Origin of the sequence: Burkholderia reimsis (genome assembly GCF_003294055.1) — a bacterium.
Lineage (GTDB): Bacteria > Pseudomonadota > Gammaproteobacteria > Burkholderiales > Burkholderiaceae > Burkholderia > Burkholderia cepacia.
Genome location: NZ_QMFZ01000001.1, coordinates 163755 through 180944 on the forward strand (window position 1 = coordinate 163755; position 17190 = coordinate 180944).

Consider the following 17190-nt stretch of genomic DNA (forward strand, 5'->3'; position numbering starts at 1 on the left):
CGCCATGGAACTCGCGATCCTGTCCGTCAGTTTTCTGATTTTCCTCGTGCTCGGCGTGCCCGTGTCGTTCGCGCTCGGCATCGCCTGCGTGCTCACCTATATGGTCGAAGGCCTGCCGATCGCGACCGCGATGCAGGCGATGATCTCGGGGATGAATGCGTTCTCGTTCCTCGCGGTGCCGTTCTTCATCTTCTCCGGCGAACTGATGCTGCACGGCGGCATCGCGGACCGGATCCTGCGCTTCGCGCAGGCGACCGTCGGCCACTTTCGCGGCGGCCTCGGGATGGCGAACGTCGTCGCCTGCACGCTGTTCGGCGGCGTGTCGGGTTCGCCGACCGCCGATACGTCGGCGATGGGCGGCGTGGTGATTCCGCTGATGAAGCGCGAAGGCTACAGCGCCGCGTACGCGGTCAACGTGACGACGCACGCGTCGCTCGCCGGCGCGCTGATGCCGACGTCGACCAACATGATCATCTACGCGTTCGCCGCGCAGGGCATCACCGGGATGCTGCACGGCCAGCCGGTGAGCGGCGTGTCGATCGGCGACCTGCTGTTTTCCGGGCTGCTGCCGGTGTTGTGGGTGATGGGCTTCGTGCTCGCCGCCGCGTACTGGCAGGCGGTGCGCCACGGTTATCCGCGCCGCGAAGACGGTTCGTCCGCGCTGCCCGCGTTTCCCGGCTGGTATGCGGTGCTGCGCAGCTTCGTCGGCGCGGTGCCCGGGCTGATGGTGATCGCGATCATCCTCGTGTGCGTCGCGAAGGGGATCGCGACCGCGACCGAAGCCGCGGCGATCGCCGTCGTGTACTCGCTCGTGCTGACCGCGGTCGTGTACCGCACGCTGACGGCCGAGAAGCTGCGCCGCGCGCTGTCGCATGCGGCGCGCACGACGGGGGTCGTGCTGCTGCTGATCGCGGTGTCGAACATGCTGCGCTTCCAGATGTCGTACCTGGAGATTCCGGATGCGATCGAGGGGCTGCTGAAGCAGTCGACCGCCGCGCCGTGGCTGATGCTGCTGTACATCAACATCATCCAGGTGTTCCTCGGCACGTTCGTCGACATGGCCGCGCACATCCTGATCACGACGCCGCTGTTCCTGCCGATCGCGATGGCGTGCGGTGTCGGGCCGGTGCAGTTCGGGATCATGCTGCTGCTGAACTGCTCGCTCGGCCTCGTGCATCCGCCGATCGGCTCGGTGCAGTTCGTCGGCTGCGCGATCGGCAACGTGTCGATCGGGGAGACGACGAAGATGGCGTGGCCGTATTACCTCGCGATCTTCAGTGCGATCAACATCGTCACTTACATGCCGTTCTTCTCGACCTGGCTGCCCAGCCTGATCAGCGGGCACGCGGTGTTCTGACCGTATGCGTTGCCTGACGCGGCGCCGGACGACCGAGGTTGTCCGGCGCCGCGTTTGTTTGCGTGGCGCCCTTTCAATTCAACGGAATGCACATGCCCGCTCAATCCTGCTGCGTATCCGGCTCGCCGTTTCCATCGGCCGACCGTTCGTCGCGCCGGTCCGCCAGCTCGCGCCACAGCGCCGGGCGCGCATGATCGCGGGGCGGCAGCGGAATCACGTACGCCACCCCTCGCACGTTGATCACGGCCCCCGAGTCGGGCAGCGTGGCCGGAATGCCGGAGAGCGGCGGGTCGGTACCCGGTTCGGAATCCGTACCCGGGCCCAGGCTGGACGGGTGTCGAAGCATCATGCAAATTCTCCCTGGCGCCGCGAAACGGCGCATCAATAGCGCACCCGCCCGATCAACCCCAACGGATCGACGGCGTGCTGGACGGCGGCGGCGAGTTCCCGTTGTGCGGCCGGCACGTGCTTGCGGTAATACGCGACGTTGACCGGCCCGACGCCATGCTCCGCGCTGAAGCAGCCACCGGCCCGCACGACGCGCTCGTACAGCGCACCGCGCAGCGCCACCTGCTGCAGCGGCCCGTAGCGTTCCGCGCCGGCGTGGGGGATCGACACAACGAGATGGCAGCCGCCGTCGCCGAAATGACCGAACGCGTGGCAGCGCAGCGACGGATGCGCCGCCGCGATCCATTGCTCGGCATCGGCGACGAATGCGGCCAGCGCGCCGCGCGGAAACGACACGTCGAACGACAGCGGAATGCCGTGCTGCGCAACCGCGACCGGCAGTGCATCGCGGATCCGCCAGAACCGTTCGGCCGGCGCGCAGGCCGCGTCGAGCACCACGCGTTCACCCGCCAGCGTGTCGAGCGTCGCAATCGCGCGATCCTCGAGCAGCCCGTCGAGCCCCGGCATGCCGGTCGCGATCTCGACGAGCGCATAGCATGCGGCGGCATCCGCTTCAAACGGAATGCGCAGCGCAGGAAACGCGGCGGCGACGCAACCGACGGCCGCGGCCGACATGAATTCGAACGCCGACAGCATCTCGCCGAACGCGCGCTCGAACGCGAGCAGGCCGGCGAGCGCCGCGTCGTACGACGCAAACGCGACGAACGCGGCACACGACGACCGTTCGAGCGGTGCGAGCGCGAACGACACGGCCGTCACGAGCCCGTGGGCGCCGTTCGCACCGATGAAGCATTGCGTGACGTCGAAGCCCGCGTTGCGCTTGCGCAGCGGCGCGAGCGCGTCGATCACGGTGCCCGCCGCGTCGGCGAGCACGACTTCGACGCCGAGCACGTTGCGGCGCACGTCGCCGTACTTGATCAGGCGGCTGCCGCCCGCGTTGGCGCCGACGAGGCCGCCGGCCGCCGGATCGCTGCCGAGGTCGATCGGCAGGCAGAGGCCGGCGTCGGCCGCCACGCGGTTGATGTCGGACAGCCGCGCGCCGGCCTCGACCGTGATGCTGCGATTTGCCGCGTCGAACGCGCGAACGGCACGCATCCGGTCGAACGACACCACGCATTGCGTGCCGCTGCGATCGGGCACGGCGGCGCCGACGAGCCCGGTCCGCGCCCCCTGTGCGACGAGCGCGACGCGGTGCGCGACGGCGACCCGCGCGAGCGCGCTCGTGTCGGCGGTCGATGCCGGCCGCGCGACACCGAGCGCGAGGCCGCTGTGTCGCGTCACGTCCGTCGCGTAAGGCTCGCACGATTCGGCCGACGCACCGTCGAGCCAGCCGTCGCCGAGCGTCGCGGCGAGCGCGTGCCGTTGGGCGGCGCGGTCGGGCAGCGCGCTCATCGTCAGCCGGCCCGCACGAGCTGCTTGCGCAGGCGGCCGCGCACGACGACCAGCGCGATCAGCGGCACGACGCCGCCCCACAGCGGGCTGTGGCGCATCGCGATCGACACCGCGAGCGCGACGACGGTGACGGCGAGCAGCACGATCGACAGCGAACGGGCGCGCGCATGGTCGACGAACGTGCCGTCGACGAACCCGCCGTCCGACCACGCGGTATGCACGATGCCGACGACCAGCACGCACACGAGCATCGCGGCCGGCCCGAGTTCTTCTCCCCACAAACGGCTACCTGTCGGCGACACGAGCGCCAGCACCGCGCCGATCACGAGGAACAGGTCGACGCCGATCGCGATGCTGTTGCGGTCCGCGCGGCGGATCAGCCATGCGCCGTGCACGAGCGCGAGCACGCCGCCGATCAGGAACGCGTGCGTCCAGCGCACGTCCGGCTGTCCGGGCCCGAGCCGGCCGTAGAACAGGAACACGATCGCCGGCAGGAAGTTGCTCGCGTGCAGCAGGTAGTCGGTGATGGGATTGCTCGATTTCATCGGGGGATTCTCCTTCGTCGAAACAATGGGCGACGCGTCATGCGTCATGCGTCGTGCCAGCGGAACAGTCGCGCGGCGGCGAACAGGAACAGCGCCGTGCTCGCGGTCATGCCGAGCAGTTGCGGCGCGAGCTGCGCGTACGGGGCGCCGTCGACCAGCGCGCCGCGCAGCGCGACGGCGAACTGGTTGGTCGGCAGGAATGCGAGTACCGCCTTGAGCCAGGCCGGTGCGTCGTGCATCGGGATCGTCAGGTCGCTGAAGAACAGCAGCGGGTAGTAGGTGACGTTGCACGCGAGTTCCGCGGCCGCGAGCGACCGCGCGCGGCTCGCGAGCAGCACGCCGATGCTGAGCACCATCGCCGCGCCGAGCAGCACGATCGGCAATGCACGCAGCCCGTCCGGCGTCGCGATCGGCAGCGCGATGCCGAACGCGACACGCGCGACCGTCAGCAGCACGAGCGCCGACAGCGCCATCATCACCATCCGCGCGACGATCAGCGCGGCGAGGAACACGCCGCGCGAGACCGGGAAGCACACGTACAGCTTGAAGGTATTGCGTTCGCGCAGCGACGCGATCGCGGTGGTCGTCGAGTTCAGGCCGATCGCCATGAACGCCATCACGAGAATGCCGGTCGCGAAGAACGCGCCATAGTCGAACGGGCGGCGCGCCGGTGCCGCGTTCTCGAAGCGCGCCTGCGCGGCCGGCAGCCCGAGCCGCTGCGCGGCGCAGCGGGCGAGCGCGATCTCGACGACGCGCGACGCGGCCTTGACCGCGAGCGAGCCGTTGAAGTCGTAGCGGATCGTCGCCGGCGTGCGCTCGTCGGCGCCGAGCACGACGGTCACGCGATCGGCCGCCGCGCCGCGCCCGCCGAAGGTCGCCTTCACCGTGTCGCTGTGCGTGAGGCTGGCGACGATCTGCGCTTCGCATGCGCGGCTGTACGGCGTCGCGCCGCCGGGCACGTCGAACGCGATGTCGGCGGTGCCGAGCGACCCCGATCCGCCGAACGCGAACAGCATCACGCTCAGCAGGAACACCGGGAACACGAGCGTCCAGAACAGCGACGAGCGGCTGCGCAGATAACCGAGCAGCTCGTTGCGCACGAGAATCAGGAACACCTTAGTCATGGACGGGGCCCTCGGTACAGAGGCGCAGCAGGTCGCCCGGCGTGCTCGGCGCGAGCGCGAGATGCTGGATGCCCTGTTCGCCGACGATGCGGTGCACGTTCGGATGCAGCGTCGCATCGCCGAACACCTCGACGACGTGCGCGGCCGACACGCGCACGCCGGTCACGCCCGGCAGCGCCGCGAGCCGCTTGCGCAGCGCGCGCGCGTCGGCTTCGTCGCGGCAATGCAGGACCGCGCGCGCTTCGCCGACGAGCTCGGCGCGCAGCGCGTCCTTGTCGCCCTGGTAGCGCACGCCGCCGTCGCGCACCCAGACGAGATCATCGACGACGGCAAGCTCCTCCTCGGCGTGGCAGATCATCGCGACGCTCGTGCCGCGCGCGCGGTGACGCAGCAGGTCGATCACGACGCCCGCATAACGACGGTCGAGGCCGGTGAACGGTTCGTCGAGCACGGCCAGTTCGGGGCGGTGCGCGAGCGCCACGTAGAGATCCACGCGCTGGCGCTGCCCCTTCGACAGCGCGCGGCACGGCTTGTCGAGCAGTTCGGCGATGCCGAGCGCCTCGGTGACCGCGGCGTCCGCCTGCACGTACATCGCGCGGTGCAGCGCGACGATCTCCGACACGCGGAGATGGTCGGGATACTCGACCTTCTGCAGCTGCGCGCCGAGCCGCCGCAGCGACGGCGTGTCGCGCATGAAGCGCGCGGCCGGCACGTCGAGTACGCGCACGTCGGTGCCGCCGCGCCGGAAGCCGAGCAGCGTTTCGAGCAGCGTGGTCTTGCCGGAACCGTTCGGCCCGACGATCGCCGTGACCGCGCCGAGCCGGAATCGCACGTGCCGCGCGGAGAAACGGAAATCGCCGGCCGCGACGTCGATCGCGCGCGCGCCGAGCGCCGCACCCGGCGCGTGCGCATCGGGCAGCGGCTGCGAGGCCGTGCGCAGCGGCCGGTCGAACGCGGCGTGCGGGCCGAACAGCGCGCGCACGGAGGCGAGGAACGAATCGCTCATCGTCGGCTTCCTGTCAGTCGAACAGCATGACCTGCGTGTCGCGCGCGCCCCGGTACGGGTTGCGGCCGTGCGCGACCAGCATGTTGTCGACGACGAGCACGTCGCCGGCCTGCCACGGGAATGCGAGCTCCTCTTCGTCGAACGCATCGTAGATCGCGACGAGATCGTCGAACGGCATCGGCGAGCCGTCGCCGTAGCGGATCTCGTACGGGAACGCGGCGCGCGCGCCGTACATGCGCTGCAGGTAGCGGTAGCTGAGCTCGCCCATCGAGCGCGGGTTCGGGTGCTGCGCGCTGGCCTGGTTGAACCAGACGGTTTCGCCGGTGCGCGGATGCGCGCGCAGCGCGCTGCCGACGTGCGACACGGTCACGCTGCCGTCGTCGAGCCAGCGGCAGCCGACGCCGCGTTCCGCGCACAGCCGCTCGACCTCGTCGCGGTCGCGCGTGCCGAACGCGTCGTGCCACGGCCGGTGGTATTCGGCGAACGGCAGGTTCGGGTTGGCGGCGAGGCCGTCCGCGCGATCGCCGGGCGCCGCGAAGTTGCGCAGGTACATCACGCCGCGCGCGGCGAACCGTTCGCGCAGCGCGGCCGGCACGCGTGCCGTCACGCGCCGCATGTCGCAGATCGGCGTTTCGCCGCCCGCATCGGCCGGCTGCCGGCAATAGAACGCGACGAGGCGCGGGAACGCGGGCATGTAGGCCATCTCCTGGTGCAGCCCGATCTTGAACGGCGGCGGCATGCGGGTCGATTCGTACACCTGGCCGTCGATCTGCTTGCGCGGCGCGGCGCCCGCCGTGTAACCGTTCGCGTGCGCCGGATACAGCGCGCCGAGGCGGCCGAACGCGGCGGTGTCGGGCACCGCGAAACCGCGCCACAGCAGCGCGCCGCACGCGTCGAGCAGCGTGTCGATCGTGTCGAGCCGCGAGCGGTACCACGCGACGAACATCTCCGGCGAGGTCGCGAGCTCGGCGCTGCGCGGCGTCACGCACAGCGGCAGCGTCGCGCCGGGCGCGACCGCCGCGCAGTGCACGTCGTCGGCGCCGAGCCGCACGGCGGCGTGCGCGGCGAGAAAGGCGAGGTCGGTCATCGCTCAGGCCAGCGCCGGTTTCTTCAGCAGGATCTCGAAGCCGAGCGCGCCGAGCCCGGCGCTCGGGCTGTAGATCGACGCGACGTCCGCGAGGCCGGCTTCGGCGACGAGCGCGCGCGCTTCGTCGAGCGTGATCTTTTCCTCGACGTGGGTCGGCGGATAGTCGGCGGCGGCGCGCATCTCGGTGAAGCGGTCGAGCAGGTGCTGCGGCGCGTCGCGGCGCATGTCGTGCACGAGCGCGATGCCGCCCGGCTCCAGCACGCGATACATCTCGGTCAGGCTGAGCGCCTTGTCGGGCAGGTGGTGCAGCGTCGCGCGGCCGACGGCCATCGTCAGCGTGCCGTCGTCGAACGGCAGCGCGAGCGCGTCGCCGACGCGCATCTCGATCGTGTCGTCGAGATCGAGTTCGCGGATGCGCGGGCGGCCTTCGTCGAGCATCGCCGGATCGAGGTCGATGCCGACGTAGCGCCAGCCGCGCATCGCCGGGTCGGTGGCGAGCCGCACCGGCACGACGCCGGTGGCCGTGCCGATGTCGGCGATCACGCCGGGCGTCATTCCGCGCGCGAGCTGGCGGATGCGGCTGATGAACAGCAGGTCCCACGGTTCGAGCGTTTCGGTGGCGAAGCGATCGTAGTCGTTCGCCGGGCGCAGGTTCTTGAGCAGCATGACGTTCCTTTTGCTGAATGGTGCCGATGGATGAAGGTTCACAACCAGCCGACCGGCACGGCGGCCAGCAGCCGTCGCGCGGTCGCGCTGTTGACGCCGAAGGCCGGGCGTCGCCGGCGCTCGACCGCATGCGCGGCCATCGCCGCGATGCGCGCGCCGAGCCCGACACCGACGCCCCACGACGGCGCGGCGACACCGAGTTCGAGCAGCGTCGCGGCCGTCAGGAAATCGATGTTCGGCCGCAACGCGCGGCGGGCGTCGGCCTGCGCGCAGCACGCGTCGAACAGCGTCACGTATGCACCGTCGAAGCCGTGCGCGGCGAACAGGCCGCGCATGTGCGGCGGACGCGGATCGGCGACGAACAGCGGATGGCCGAAGCCGTACAGCGTGTGTTTCGCGTCGAGCGCCGCATCGATCGCCGCGCGGCCGGCGGCGTCGTGCGCGGCGGGCGGTGCGTCGATGCCGCCCGGGACCGAGCGTGCGAGCGCGGCGAGCCAGTGCATCGCTTCGAGTGCCGCGCCGACGTGCGACGGGCCGCTCGCGAGGAAACCGGACGCGATCGCCTGCGTGAGCGTGACGCCGGTGCCGATCGCGACGCGCGGCGCGAGCACGGTCGGCGTGATGTAGCCGAAGCCGGCGTGCCACGCGACGAGCAGCATGTCCATTGCCGCTTGAGCCTGCGCATCGTGGCGCGTCGCGCCGGTCAGCACGAGCATGCGTTGCGCTTGCGTCGCGGCGGTATCGAGCGAAGCGCCGCCGTCGGTGCCGGCGGCAAACGGACGGCCTTCGATCGCCGCGTGCAGCAGGAACGGCGCGGCGGCCGCGCACAGCAGCATCGTGTCGAGATCGGCGTCGTCCGGCGCGTTGCCGGGCATGCGTGCCGTCACGTCGTCGAAGCCGCGCAACAGGCCGGACGCGGCCGCGAACACCGGCGCGACACCCGCCGCGCCGAGATCCGCGGCGACGGACTGCGCGGCCGAGCCGGGCGCCAGCGCCGAGGCGAACGCCGCGAGCCGCGTGCGGATCGCGGCCTCGTGTTTGCCATGAGCCGTGTTGCCCGGCGCGACGTCGAACCACAGGTGCGCGAGCGCGCCTTCGAACGTCGTTGCGCCGATCAGCGCGTTCAGGTCGAGATCGCGCACGCGCAGCGCCTCGGGCTCGAGCGTCGCGCCATCGATGTCGGTACCGCGATGGCGCGTTGCGGGGCGGCCGAGCAGGTTGCGCGGGGCGTCGCCGGTCGAGGTGGTCGAAGCGTTCGTGCCGGAATCGAGTGTCGTGTCCATGTCATTCCGCCTGCACGAGTTCTTCGCTGCTGACGCTGATCGCCGCGTGCGCCATCGCGGCGATCACGGCCGCGTGCTGGTCGACCACGGGCAGCACGTTCGCGAAGTAGTAGCGCGCGCTTTTCAGCTTGCCGCGATAGAACGCGAGTTCGGCCGGCGTGTCGGCCGTGTCCGGCGCGTCGAGCCGGCGCGCGGCGATCGTCGCCGATTCGAGCAGCACCCACGCCGACGTGACGACGCCGAACATCTCGAGAAAACGCGTGTAGAACTGGCTGCTGCGGTGCGTATGACCGTCCTGCACGTCGCGCGCGATGTCGTCGAGCGCGGCGGCGATCCGGTCGGCGCCCGTGCGCAGCGCGTCGAACAGCGAGCGCAGCTCCGCATGCGTGCCCGTGTGATGCTGGCGCGCGAGGAACACGTCGAGTTCGTCGCGGTAGTACTGGATCAGCCGCGAATGGCGGCCGAAGCCGAGCTTGTCGCGCACGAGGTCCTGCGCCTGGATGTAGTTCGTGCCTTCCCAGATCGACAGGATCTTCACGTCGCGCGCGTTCTGCTCGACGGGGCTCGCGTCGGTGTAGCCGAGCCCGCCGTGCACCTGGATCGCGGTTTCGCAGATCCGCCATGCCTGATCGGAGATGAACGCCTTGCAGACCGGCGTCAGCAGCAGTTGCAGCTTGCGATGGCGCTCGATCTCGGCCGGATCGGCGTCGGGTGTCGCTTCGAGCATCGCCGCGCGCGTCGCGGTCGCGGCGAGCTTGCCGAGCAGGCCGCGGCAGCCGTCGACGCGGCTCTTCATGTCGACCAGCATGCGCTGCACGTCCGCGTGCTCGACGATCGCGACGCGCGCGGCATTCGTGTTCGACGCGCGCTCGATCGGCCGGCCCTGCAGCCGGCGGCCCGCATACTCGACCGCGTGCAGGTACGCGCTCGACGCGACGCCGACGCCGAACATCCCGGTACTCATCCGCGCCTGGTTCATCAGCGGCATCAGCTGCAGCAGGCCGACGTTGCGCCGGCCGCCGAGCAGCCAGCCGCGGGTCGTGCCGTTCGCGCCGAACACCAGGTGCGTGTTCGCGCAGCCCTTGAGCCCCATCTTGCGCGGCAGGCCGATGCAGTCGACATGGTTCGGCTGCAATTCGCCGGTTTCCTCGTCCGGCCAGAAACGCGGCACGACGAGGCACGACAGCGAGAAGGAATCGGGCGACGCGGTGTCGATGCGGCCGAGCACGAAATACAGCGTGTTCTCGGTCAGCTCGTGCATGCCGGCCGAGATGTAGACCTTCTCGCCGTCGATCGCGTAGATGTCGCGTTCGAGCGGCGTCGCGCGCAGCGCGACCGCGGTGAGGTCGGTGCCGGCCTGCGGCTCGGTCGCGCAGAAGCACGCATCCCAGCGGTACGCCTCGAGCGGCGCGATCAGCGCTTTCTGGTGCGGCGTGCCGTGCATCTGCAGCAGCTTGATCGCGGGGCGCGTGAAGCCGCCGTACGTCATGAACGACGGGTTCGCGCCCATGAACATCTCGTAGATCATCTGCGTGACGATCGGCGGCAGCCCGTGCGCGGTGCCGAACAGCGTGTTCGACCATTCGTCGCGAAACCGCGCCCACAACGCGTGGAAATGCGACGGAATGCGCACCTGGCCGTCGTCGAGCAGCGTGCAGCCCTCGACGTCCGCCTGCTGGTAGCTGCGGCCGAGGTCGAGCGCGAAGTCGCGCGCGCGTTCGAGCAGCGCGTCGATCGATGCGCGGTCATGGGTGCCGTACAGGCCGTGTTCCGCCAGGAACCGCTTGTCGGCTTCGAACAGTTCCCACAGAAAGAAGCGCAGTTCGCGCAGGCTGACCTTGTAGGCGCTCATCATGCGTCTCCTTCGATATCGAGTGCGGCATCGAGGCCGCCGGCGAGGTCGACGACGGCCGCCGCCGCCGCGCCATGCAGTGCCGCATCCCACACGAGCACCGTGCGGCGCTCGCCTTCGTCGAGCGCACCGGCGAGCCGGATCAGCGCGGCCGCCGATTCGGCCGACGACAGGTGGCCCGAGCCGTCGTGCTGAATCCGCGCGCCGACCGGGATCGACGCGGCGTCGGCCACGCGCGCCGCGAAGCCGGGATCGAAGCCGGGAGGCACGCACCAGTCGATCTGATCGGCGCGCAGCCCGGCCATGTCGAGCGCGCGGCGGATCGCGCGCGCGGCGACCGGCGCGAGCGTGTCGCGCAGCGCGCCCGGCGCGTCGGCCCACGGATCGGCGATCGACGGCCCGAACTCGAGCGCGACGGACCGCACGCCGCCCCAGTCGGCCGGCTCGGGCGCCGGGCCCGCGCGCGACACGAGCAGCGCGGCGGCCGCGTCGCCGTAGCCGACCAGGTCGCCGAACTGGCGGAAGAACGGATATAGCCACTTGTCGCTGAGGATCACGAGCGCCTGGTCGCCTTCGTCGAGCAGCCCGTCGAGCAGCATCAGCGCCGAATACCAGCCGAGCGTGCCGTTCTGGCCGAGCGCGAACGGCGTCACGCGTTGCAGGCCGAGTTCGTACTGCATGCGGCCGACGACCGAGTCGCCGATGCCTTCGTTGAGCGCGCAGCTCGCGACGATCACGTGGGTCGTGCGGGCCAGTTGCCCGGAGCCGAGCTGGTCGCGCAGGTCGAGCGCGGCGTCGGCGGCGAGATCGGCGAGGCTGCGCCCGGGCGGTGCGACCCGCAGCGCGGGCCGGCCGCCCGGCGCGAGGCGCGTGCCTTCCTCGGGCGTCAGCGCGCCCATCCCGCGCGGCCGCGCGAAGCGCGCCTGCGGCAGCAGCAGGTGCCGGTAGCCGGGATGGCGCTCCTGTGCCTGGATCGCGCTGAACACGACGGCGGGCGGCAGCACCACGACGCCGCCGGACAGGGCGAGCGTGCCGGGCTCGGCGACGCGGCGCGCGCCGAGGCAGGTTTCATCGAGCGTCGACAGGGTCATGCGGCGGTCTCCTCGTTCGTGCGCGCGAACGCGTCGCGATACTGGTTTTTCAGCGCGGGGCGGTCGATCTTGCCGTTCGGGTTGCGCGGCAGCGCGGGCAGCGGTTCGACGACGAGCGGGCTCATGTAGGTCGGCAACGCGTCGCGGCATGCGCGTGCGATGTCGGCGCGGCACGCGTCGGCGTCGAGCGTCGACACGACGCATGCGGCGATCGCCTCGCCGAGCGACGCGTGCGGCACGCCGAACACCGCCGCTTCGCGGATGTGCGGCAGCGCGAACAGCACGTCCTCGACTTCGGTCGGGCTCACGCGGTAGCCGGAGGTCTTGATCATGTCGTCGCCGCGCGCGACGAAATACAGGTAGCCGTCGGCGTCGCGCCGCACGATGTCGCCGGACCACACCGCGACGTCGGGGCGCGGGATCTCGCCGTGCCGGCGCGGCAGCGGGCGAAAGCGCTGCGCGGTCAGCTCGGGCCGGTTCCAGTAGCCGAGCGTGACGAACGCGCCGCGATGCACGAGTTCGCCCGGCTCGTCGGCCGCGCATTCGCTGCCGTCCGCACGCAGCACGAGGATCTCGGCGTTCGGCACGGCCTTGCCGATCGACGTCGGGCGCAACGCCGCGTCGGCCGGCGGCAGGTACGTCGAACGGAACGCTTCGGTCAATCCGTACATCAGGTACGGCGCGGCGTGCGTGAACAGCGCCTGCAGGCGGTGCAGCAGCGGCGTCGCGAGATGGCCGCCGGTGTTCGCGAAGCGGCGGATTCGCGTGCGCGCCGTGTCGCTCCAGCCGGCCGACGCGAGCTGCATCCACAGCGGCGGCACGCCGGTGATCGACGTCACGCCTAACGCGTCGCAATGGCGCGGCACGTCGGCCGGCTGCAGGAAGTCGAGCGGCGCATAACACGCGCCGGACGCCAGCGCGGTCGTGAGCTGGCTCAGGCCAGCATCGAAGCTGAGCGGCAGCACGCCGAGCACGACGTCGTCGTCGGCCAGCCCCTGGTACGCGGCGACGCTGAACGCGCCCGACACCAGGTTGCGGTGCGATACGACCACGCCTTTGGGCTTGCCGGTCGAGCCGGACGTATAGAGCAGCGCGGCGGGATCGTCGTCGACCGGGCGGCCGGCGGCCAAAGGTGCCGAAGGTGCCGAAGGTGCCGAAGCGCCGGCGTCGGACGCGGCGATCGCATCGGCCAGCTCCTCGATCAGCATCGCGCGGGTGCCGACGAGCGCGGCGAGTGCCGGCAGGCGCTTCAATCGCTGCGCGCCGGTCATGAACAGCGCCGCGCCGCTGTCGGCAACGATGTGTTCGATCTGCGCTTCCTTCAATTGCGGATTGACCGGCACGAAGATCGCGCCGAGTGCGTTGGCCGCGAGCATCGCGACCACGGTTTCGATGCGTTTCGGCGCGTAGATCGCGACGCGCTCGCCGGGCCGCACGCCGCGCGACGCGAGCGCGGCGGCCGCGCGGCGGACCGCGCGCGCGAGCTGTTCGTAGCTCATCGTGCCGCCGCCGTCGGCATACGCGGGATGATGCGGCCAGCGCGCGGCGCCGTGGTCGAGCAGGTCGGCGATGCTGATCAGGGCGTTCATGATCGGCTCCTCTCTCTGGTGGGTCTAGGCGGGCCGCACGTACACGTGCGCGGCTTCGTGGGACAGAAAATGCGCCATCGAGTACGTCCGGTGATAGGCGCCGCAGCGCGCGAATACGGCGATATCGCCGACCTGCGGCGGCGCGCCCGTATCGTCGCGGCCGATCACGTCCGCGCGGCTGCACGTGCTGCCGGCGTAGATCGTCGGCACGCCGCGCGCGGGCGGTGCAGGCGTGCGGCGCACGAGCGACGGCGCGGCCAGCCGGCGCATCACCGATTCGGTCTGCGCGAGCAGGAACGCATGCGACAGCCCGCCGTCGCAGACGGCGATCGTGCGGTCCGGCCATGTCTTGACCGCGACGACGCGCGTCGCGAACACGCCCGCGTCGGCGAAGATCGCGCGACCGGATTCGTGCGCGAGCGAATACCGGCCGGCCAGCGGGGCGAGCGCGGCCGCATAGCGGTCGAACGCGGCATCGCCCGGGTGATCGTCGGCGAAGCCGCCGCCGAGGCTCAGCGAGCCGAGCGGTGCGCCGTTGGCCGGCGCGAGATCGCGGGCGAGCGCCGCGAGCCGCTCGGGCAGCACGAGCGTGTCGGGCTGCGTCGCGTCCTGGCGGATGAACGAATGCGGGCCGGAGAACACGTGCAGCCCGGCAACGGGCAGGCCGGCGGCGGCGAGCGTGCGCACCGCGTCGTGCGCCTCGTTCGGCGTCATCCCGAAGTGGTCGTGCCACAGCGCCCGCGCGTCGTCGCCGGCCAGCGCGCCGGCGTTCACGCGCAGCAATACCGGGCCCGGCGTGCCGCCGCCGGCCGCGGTTTCGCGCGCCAGCGGCACGAAGCGCGCGACCGCGTCCGGGTTGTCGAGCACGAAATGGCAGCGCGACGCGAGCCCGGCACGCATGAACATCTCGTCCATCGACGGGTTGTTCAGGTAGCGCGGCGTCCTGATCCGGCCGATCACCGCGTCGAGTTCGCCGCGGCTCGCGAGTTCGACGCCGTCCTCGTACGCATGGGCACAGCGCGCGAGCATGTCCTGGTTCGGGTTCGCCTTCAGCGACACGATCAGCCGCGTGCCGAGCCGCGCCTTCAACGACCGGTAGCGCGCAATCGCGACTTCCGGCTCGTACACGTAGCACGGCGTGCGCAGGTCGGCGATCCACGCGTGGTCGCCGGCGGGGGGAAGCGGGCGCTCAGGCGTCATGGCGGCCCACCGGATGGAGCGTGGCGGCCGCGTACGCGCCGCAGTTCGACTGCATCACGCCGAGCACGCGCTGCCCGCGCGCGACCGCGTCGAGCCCGACGTCGGCCAGGTTGATCGGGAAATCCGAGCAGCACGCATGGCCGCGTGCATGGATGTTCTCCGCATACAGCCGCTCGGCCGGCACGCGCATCGCGCGGCACAGCGCGTTCCAGCCCGGCAGGTCGGCGTTGTGCGGCAGCACGAGCTCGTATGCGTCGAGCGCATGCGGTTCGAGCGCGACCGCCGCGTCGATCGCCTTGCGCGTGTACGGCCACTCCATCATGATCAGGTCGGCCTCGTTCGCGGCGACGGTATCCGAGCCGCGATGCCATTTCGCGTGCGTCTCGATCGCGATGCCGCCGAGCCGGTTCTTCGTGCTGTTGCGCGCGATCAGCATCGCGGCCGCGCCGTCGCACTGCACGCCCGTCATCTGCCGCATCCGGTAATCCTCGCCGTACACGCGGTCGGACGACACGACGAGCGCCGCGTCGAGTTGCGGATAACGGCGCATCAGCGCGCGAACGGTCTCGATGCCGGCCGCGACCGACACGCAGTTCAGCTGCGCGACCGAGCCGAGCCACAGCGGCTCGATGCCGAGCTGCGCGGCGAGCTCGTGCGGCAGGCTGCGCGGCGCGGGCGGCACGCTGAACTGCTGCGTGTGCACGTGGACGATCGCGCCGACGTCGGACGGATGCACGCGCGCGGTGTCGAGCAGGCGGCCCGCCGCCGCGATCGCGAGATCGGTCTCGCTCGTGTCGAGCGCCATGTGGAAGTAGCGGCTGCCCGATTGCGCGATCGCCGCGGCCCGTTGCGCCGGGTAGTCGCGCTCGGCGGCCCATGCCTCGATGTCGACGGGCAGGCCCGGCAGTTCGTAGGCCACCGCGTCGATGCCGATCCAGAAATCGCGTGACGCCTGGGAGGAGTTCGTCATGGTTCAGTTGAGCGGCATCGCCGCGTAGTCGAGAACATCGAGTTTTTCGAAGGTCGCCTGCACGGTCGGCGTGAGCAGGCCCATCTCGCGGATCGTCGGCACCAGGCGCCGGAAGATCGAGCGGCGGATCGAGCTGGAGACCGGCGACTCGCGCACCATCGCGCTGCATTCGCGCTTCGACAGGCCCATCGGCTCCCAGATGTCGTCCGCGCACAGGTGCTCGTACAGCACGGCCGCGCCTTCGCAGACGAATTCCTCGCGCTCGCGCAGCTCGGTCGAGCTCATCTCCGCATACACGCGGCACAGCGTGATCCGGCCGACCGCGAAGTGACGCGCCTCGTCGCGCTGGATCCGCAGGAACAGATCCTTGATGAACGGATCGGTGCTGTACGCGACGACACTCTGGAAGATCGACAGCGCGATGCCTTCGACGAGCACCTGCATCCCGAGGTTCGTCATGTCGAGCGCGCTGCTCGTGATCGTGTCGTGCAGCAGGCCCTTCAGCGAGCGGCTCATCGGGTAGCTGACGTCGAGTTTCTCGTTGACGAGCTTCGCGTATGCCTCGACGTGGCGCGCTTCGTCCATCATCTGCGCGGCGGCGCACAGGCGCGCGCTCAGCCCATCCTCGGCCGACGCGAGCTTCGATGCGCAGATCAGCGCGGCCTGCTCGCCGTGCAGGATCTGCGACAGCAGCCAGCCCTGCGCGTGATGGCGCACCTCGCGCTTGTCGGCGTCGGACAGCTTGCTCCACAGCTCGGTGCCGTAGATCAGCAGCGTCGGGTCGGGCATGCCGAGCGGATTCGCCGGGTCGAGGTCGTGGCTCCAGTCGACGTCGGTCGCGACGTCCCACTGCGCGGCCTTCGCCTTTTCGTAGAGCCGGTTCAGCGCCTCTTCGCGCAGCGCGTAGTCGTTCGACATCAGGGCGTCGACGGGCATCGACCAGCGGATGTCGGCCGTGTCCTGCATAACGGTGAGCGTGTCAATCATTTAGGGTCTCCCCGGCCGCGCGGCGGCGCCGGAATGATGGGCGGAATCGGTAAGCGTCGCGGCGGCGGCGCGCGGTGTCGGCGGATGCGGCACGAGGCGGATCGCATACGACGGCCACGGGCCGCGCAGTTGCGCGTCGAGCGCATCGGCGAGCCGCGCGGGCCAGATCGCGCAGCACACGCGGTTGTCGCCGGAGAACTCGGCATCGCGCAGGATCCGGTCGCCGATCCACACGACGGGCGCGCCGCGCGCGGCGTCGCGCAGCGCTTCGTCGTACAGGTGCACGCCGAGCAGCACGTGCGGCGCGAGCAGTTCGGCCGGCAGCGCGCCGAAGTACGGCGCGCAGACTTCGATGAACACACGTGCGTCGGGATGCACCGCGCCGCGGATGCGCGCGGACACTTCCGCAAGGAATGCGAAATACTGGACGTGGTCGAGGAGCACGCGGCGCTCGCTGCCGGATGCGTCGCCGGCATCGCCGGCGTCGTACGGTTCACCGGCCGCTTCCGCGAGCGCGGCGCGCGCATAGTCGGCCGGCGTGTCGAGCGGCATCCGGTACGCGCTCGCGGCGACCGCGACCGGCTGCCGCGCATCGCGCTCGATCCGGTAGGTGAAGTGAACGGGCCGCACCAT

General features: G+C 70.9%; 16 protein-coding genes. 1 reads left to right on the plus strand and 15 read right to left on the minus strand.

The window, feature by feature from the left end; translation table 11 throughout:
• Nucleotides 1-4: 4 nt before the first annotated feature.
• A complete protein-coding gene (locus DPV79_RS00775; RefSeq protein WP_027792027.1) occupies nt 5-1357 on the plus strand; it encodes a TRAP transporter large permease in 1353 nt (450 codons plus the stop codon).
• A 100-nt stretch (nt 1358-1457) separates the two neighbouring features.
• Here the strand turns inward: DPV79_RS00775 and DPV79_RS00780 are convergent, their stop codons facing one another.
• From DPV79_RS00780 to DPV79_RS00850, 15 genes are read right to left on the minus strand one after another with little or no spacing between them, the layout of a single operon-like run.
• The gene (locus tag DPV79_RS00780; RefSeq protein WP_113044505.1) at nt 1458-1706 is read right to left on the minus strand and encodes a hypothetical protein; all 249 of its coding nucleotides are present in this window, start codon (nt 1704-1706) and stop codon (nt 1458-1460) included.
• Between the two features lie 32 nt (nt 1707-1738).
• Entirely contained in the window at nt 1739-3157 is a 1419-nt protein-coding gene (locus tag DPV79_RS00785) for an FAD-binding oxidoreductase (RefSeq protein ID WP_113044506.1), read from the minus strand.
• Nucleotides 3158-3159: 2 nt separating this feature from the next.
• Complete coding sequence (locus DPV79_RS00790; RefSeq protein ID WP_021160282.1) at nt 3160-3702, minus strand: hypothetical protein; 543 nt, start codon at nt 3700-3702, stop codon at nt 3160-3162.
• A gap of 44 nt (nt 3703-3746) precedes the next feature.
• Nucleotides 3747-4826, minus strand: coding sequence for an ABC transporter permease (locus DPV79_RS00795; RefSeq protein WP_060170278.1), 1080 nt, complete (start codon nt 4824-4826; stop codon nt 3747-3749).
• Entirely contained in the window at nt 4819-5832 is a 1014-nt protein-coding gene (locus DPV79_RS00800; RefSeq protein ID WP_113044507.1) for an ATP-binding cassette domain-containing protein, read from the minus strand. The genes DPV79_RS00795 and DPV79_RS00800 overlap by 8 nt, the downstream gene beginning before the upstream one ends.
• Before the next feature lie 13 nt (nt 5833-5845).
• Entirely contained in the window at nt 5846-6919 is a 1074-nt protein-coding gene (locus DPV79_RS00805) for a TauD/TfdA family dioxygenase (RefSeq protein WP_048027529.1), read from the minus strand.
• Nucleotides 6920-6922: 3 nt separating this feature from the next.
• Nucleotides 6923-7585, minus strand: a complete 663-nt coding sequence (locus tag DPV79_RS00810; protein WP_060221573.1) for a class I SAM-dependent methyltransferase — start codon at nt 7583-7585, stop codon at nt 6923-6925.
• A 38-nt stretch (nt 7586-7623) separates the two neighbouring features.
• Nucleotides 7624-8868, minus strand: coding sequence for a citrate/2-methylcitrate synthase (locus DPV79_RS00815; RefSeq protein ID WP_113044508.1), 1245 nt, complete (start codon nt 8866-8868; stop codon nt 7624-7626).
• Nucleotide 8869: 1 nt separating this feature from the next.
• Nucleotides 8870-10720 (minus strand): acyl-CoA dehydrogenase family protein, encoded by a 1851-nt coding sequence (locus DPV79_RS00820; protein ID WP_165843471.1) that lies wholly within the window; start codon nt 10718-10720, stop codon nt 8870-8872.
• Nucleotides 10720-11811, minus strand: coding sequence for a hypothetical protein (locus tag DPV79_RS00825; protein WP_113044510.1), 1092 nt, complete (start codon nt 11809-11811; stop codon nt 10720-10722). Before DPV79_RS00825 ends, DPV79_RS00820 begins: the two co-directional genes overlap by 1 nt.
• A complete protein-coding gene (locus DPV79_RS00830) occupies nt 11808-13400 on the minus strand; it encodes an acyl-CoA ligase (AMP-forming), exosortase A system-associated (protein ID WP_113044511.1) in 1593 nt (530 codons plus the stop codon). Before DPV79_RS00830 ends, DPV79_RS00825 begins: the two co-directional genes overlap by 4 nt.
• 24 nt (nt 13401-13424) lie before the next feature.
• Nucleotides 13425-14600 carry a PLP-dependent decarboxylase gene (locus DPV79_RS00835; RefSeq protein ID WP_060307511.1) on the minus strand — a complete coding sequence of 392 codons (1176 nt, stop codon included), beginning with the start codon at nt 14598-14600 and terminating at the stop codon, nt 13425-13427.
• Nucleotides 14590-15570 carry a beta-ketoacyl-[acyl-carrier-protein] synthase family protein gene (locus tag DPV79_RS00840; protein WP_113044512.1) on the minus strand — a complete coding sequence of 327 codons (981 nt, stop codon included), beginning with the start codon at nt 15568-15570 and terminating at the stop codon, nt 14590-14592. Before DPV79_RS00840 ends, DPV79_RS00835 begins: the two co-directional genes overlap by 11 nt.
• A gap of 3 nt (nt 15571-15573) precedes the next feature.
• Nucleotides 15574-16557: a ferritin-like domain-containing protein gene (locus DPV79_RS00845; protein WP_165843472.1), complete on the minus strand. Its 984-nt coding sequence runs from the start codon at nt 16555-16557 to the stop codon at nt 15574-15576.
• Nucleotides 16558-17190 (minus strand): hypothetical protein, encoded by a 633-nt coding sequence (locus DPV79_RS00850; RefSeq protein ID WP_113044513.1) that lies wholly within the window; start codon nt 17188-17190, stop codon nt 16558-16560.

Coding starts and splice junctions, on each gene's coding strand:
- DPV79_RS00830 (WP_113044511.1), bottom strand. CDS start 13,400: ATGAACGCCCTGATCAGCATCGCCGACCTGCTCGACCACGGCGCCGCG.
- DPV79_RS00790 (WP_021160282.1), bottom strand. CDS start 3,702: ATGAAATCGAGCAATCCCATCACCGACTACCTGCTGCACGCGAGCAAC.
- DPV79_RS00810 (WP_060221573.1), bottom strand. CDS start 7,585: ATGCTGCTCAAGAACCTGCGCCCGGCGAACGACTACGATCGCTTCGCC.
- DPV79_RS00780 (WP_113044505.1), bottom strand. CDS start 1,706: ATGATGCTTCGACACCCGTCCAGCCTGGGCCCGGGTACGGATTCCGAA.
- DPV79_RS00805 (WP_048027529.1), bottom strand. CDS start 6,919: ATGACCGACCTCGCCTTTCTCGCCGCGCACGCCGCCGTGCGGCTCGGC.
- DPV79_RS00840 (WP_113044512.1), bottom strand. CDS start 15,570: ATGACGAACTCCTCCCAGGCGTCACGCGATTTCTGGATCGGCATCGAC.
- DPV79_RS00815 (WP_113044508.1), bottom strand. CDS start 8,868: ATGGACACGACACTCGATTCCGGCACGAACGCTTCGACCACCTCGACC.
- DPV79_RS00845 (WP_165843472.1), bottom strand. CDS start 16,557: ATGATTGACACGCTCACCGTTATGCAGGACACGGCCGACATCCGCTGG.
- DPV79_RS00820 (WP_165843471.1), bottom strand. CDS start 10,720: ATGAGCGCCTACAAGGTCAGCCTGCGCGAACTGCGCTTCTTTCTGTGG.
- DPV79_RS00825 (WP_113044510.1), bottom strand. CDS start 11,811: ATGACCCTGTCGACGCTCGATGAAACCTGCCTCGGCGCGCGCCGCGTC.
- DPV79_RS00835 (WP_060307511.1), bottom strand. CDS start 14,600: ATGACGCCTGAGCGCCCGCTTCCCCCCGCCGGCGACCACGCGTGGATC.
- DPV79_RS00850 (WP_113044513.1), bottom strand. CDS start 17,190: ATGGTGCGGCCCGTTCACTTCACCTACCGGATCGAGCGCGATGCGCGG.
- DPV79_RS00785 (WP_113044506.1), bottom strand. CDS start 3,157: ATGAGCGCGCTGCCCGACCGCGCCGCCCAACGGCACGCGCTCGCCGCG.
- DPV79_RS00795 (WP_060170278.1), bottom strand. CDS start 4,826: ATGACTAAGGTGTTCCTGATTCTCGTGCGCAACGAGCTGCTCGGTTAT.
- DPV79_RS00775 (WP_027792027.1), top strand. CDS start 5: ATGGAACTCGCGATCCTGTCCGTCAGTTTTCTGATTTTCCTCGTGCTC.
- DPV79_RS00800 (WP_113044507.1), bottom strand. CDS start 5,832: ATGAGCGATTCGTTCCTCGCCTCCGTGCGCGCGCTGTTCGGCCCGCAC.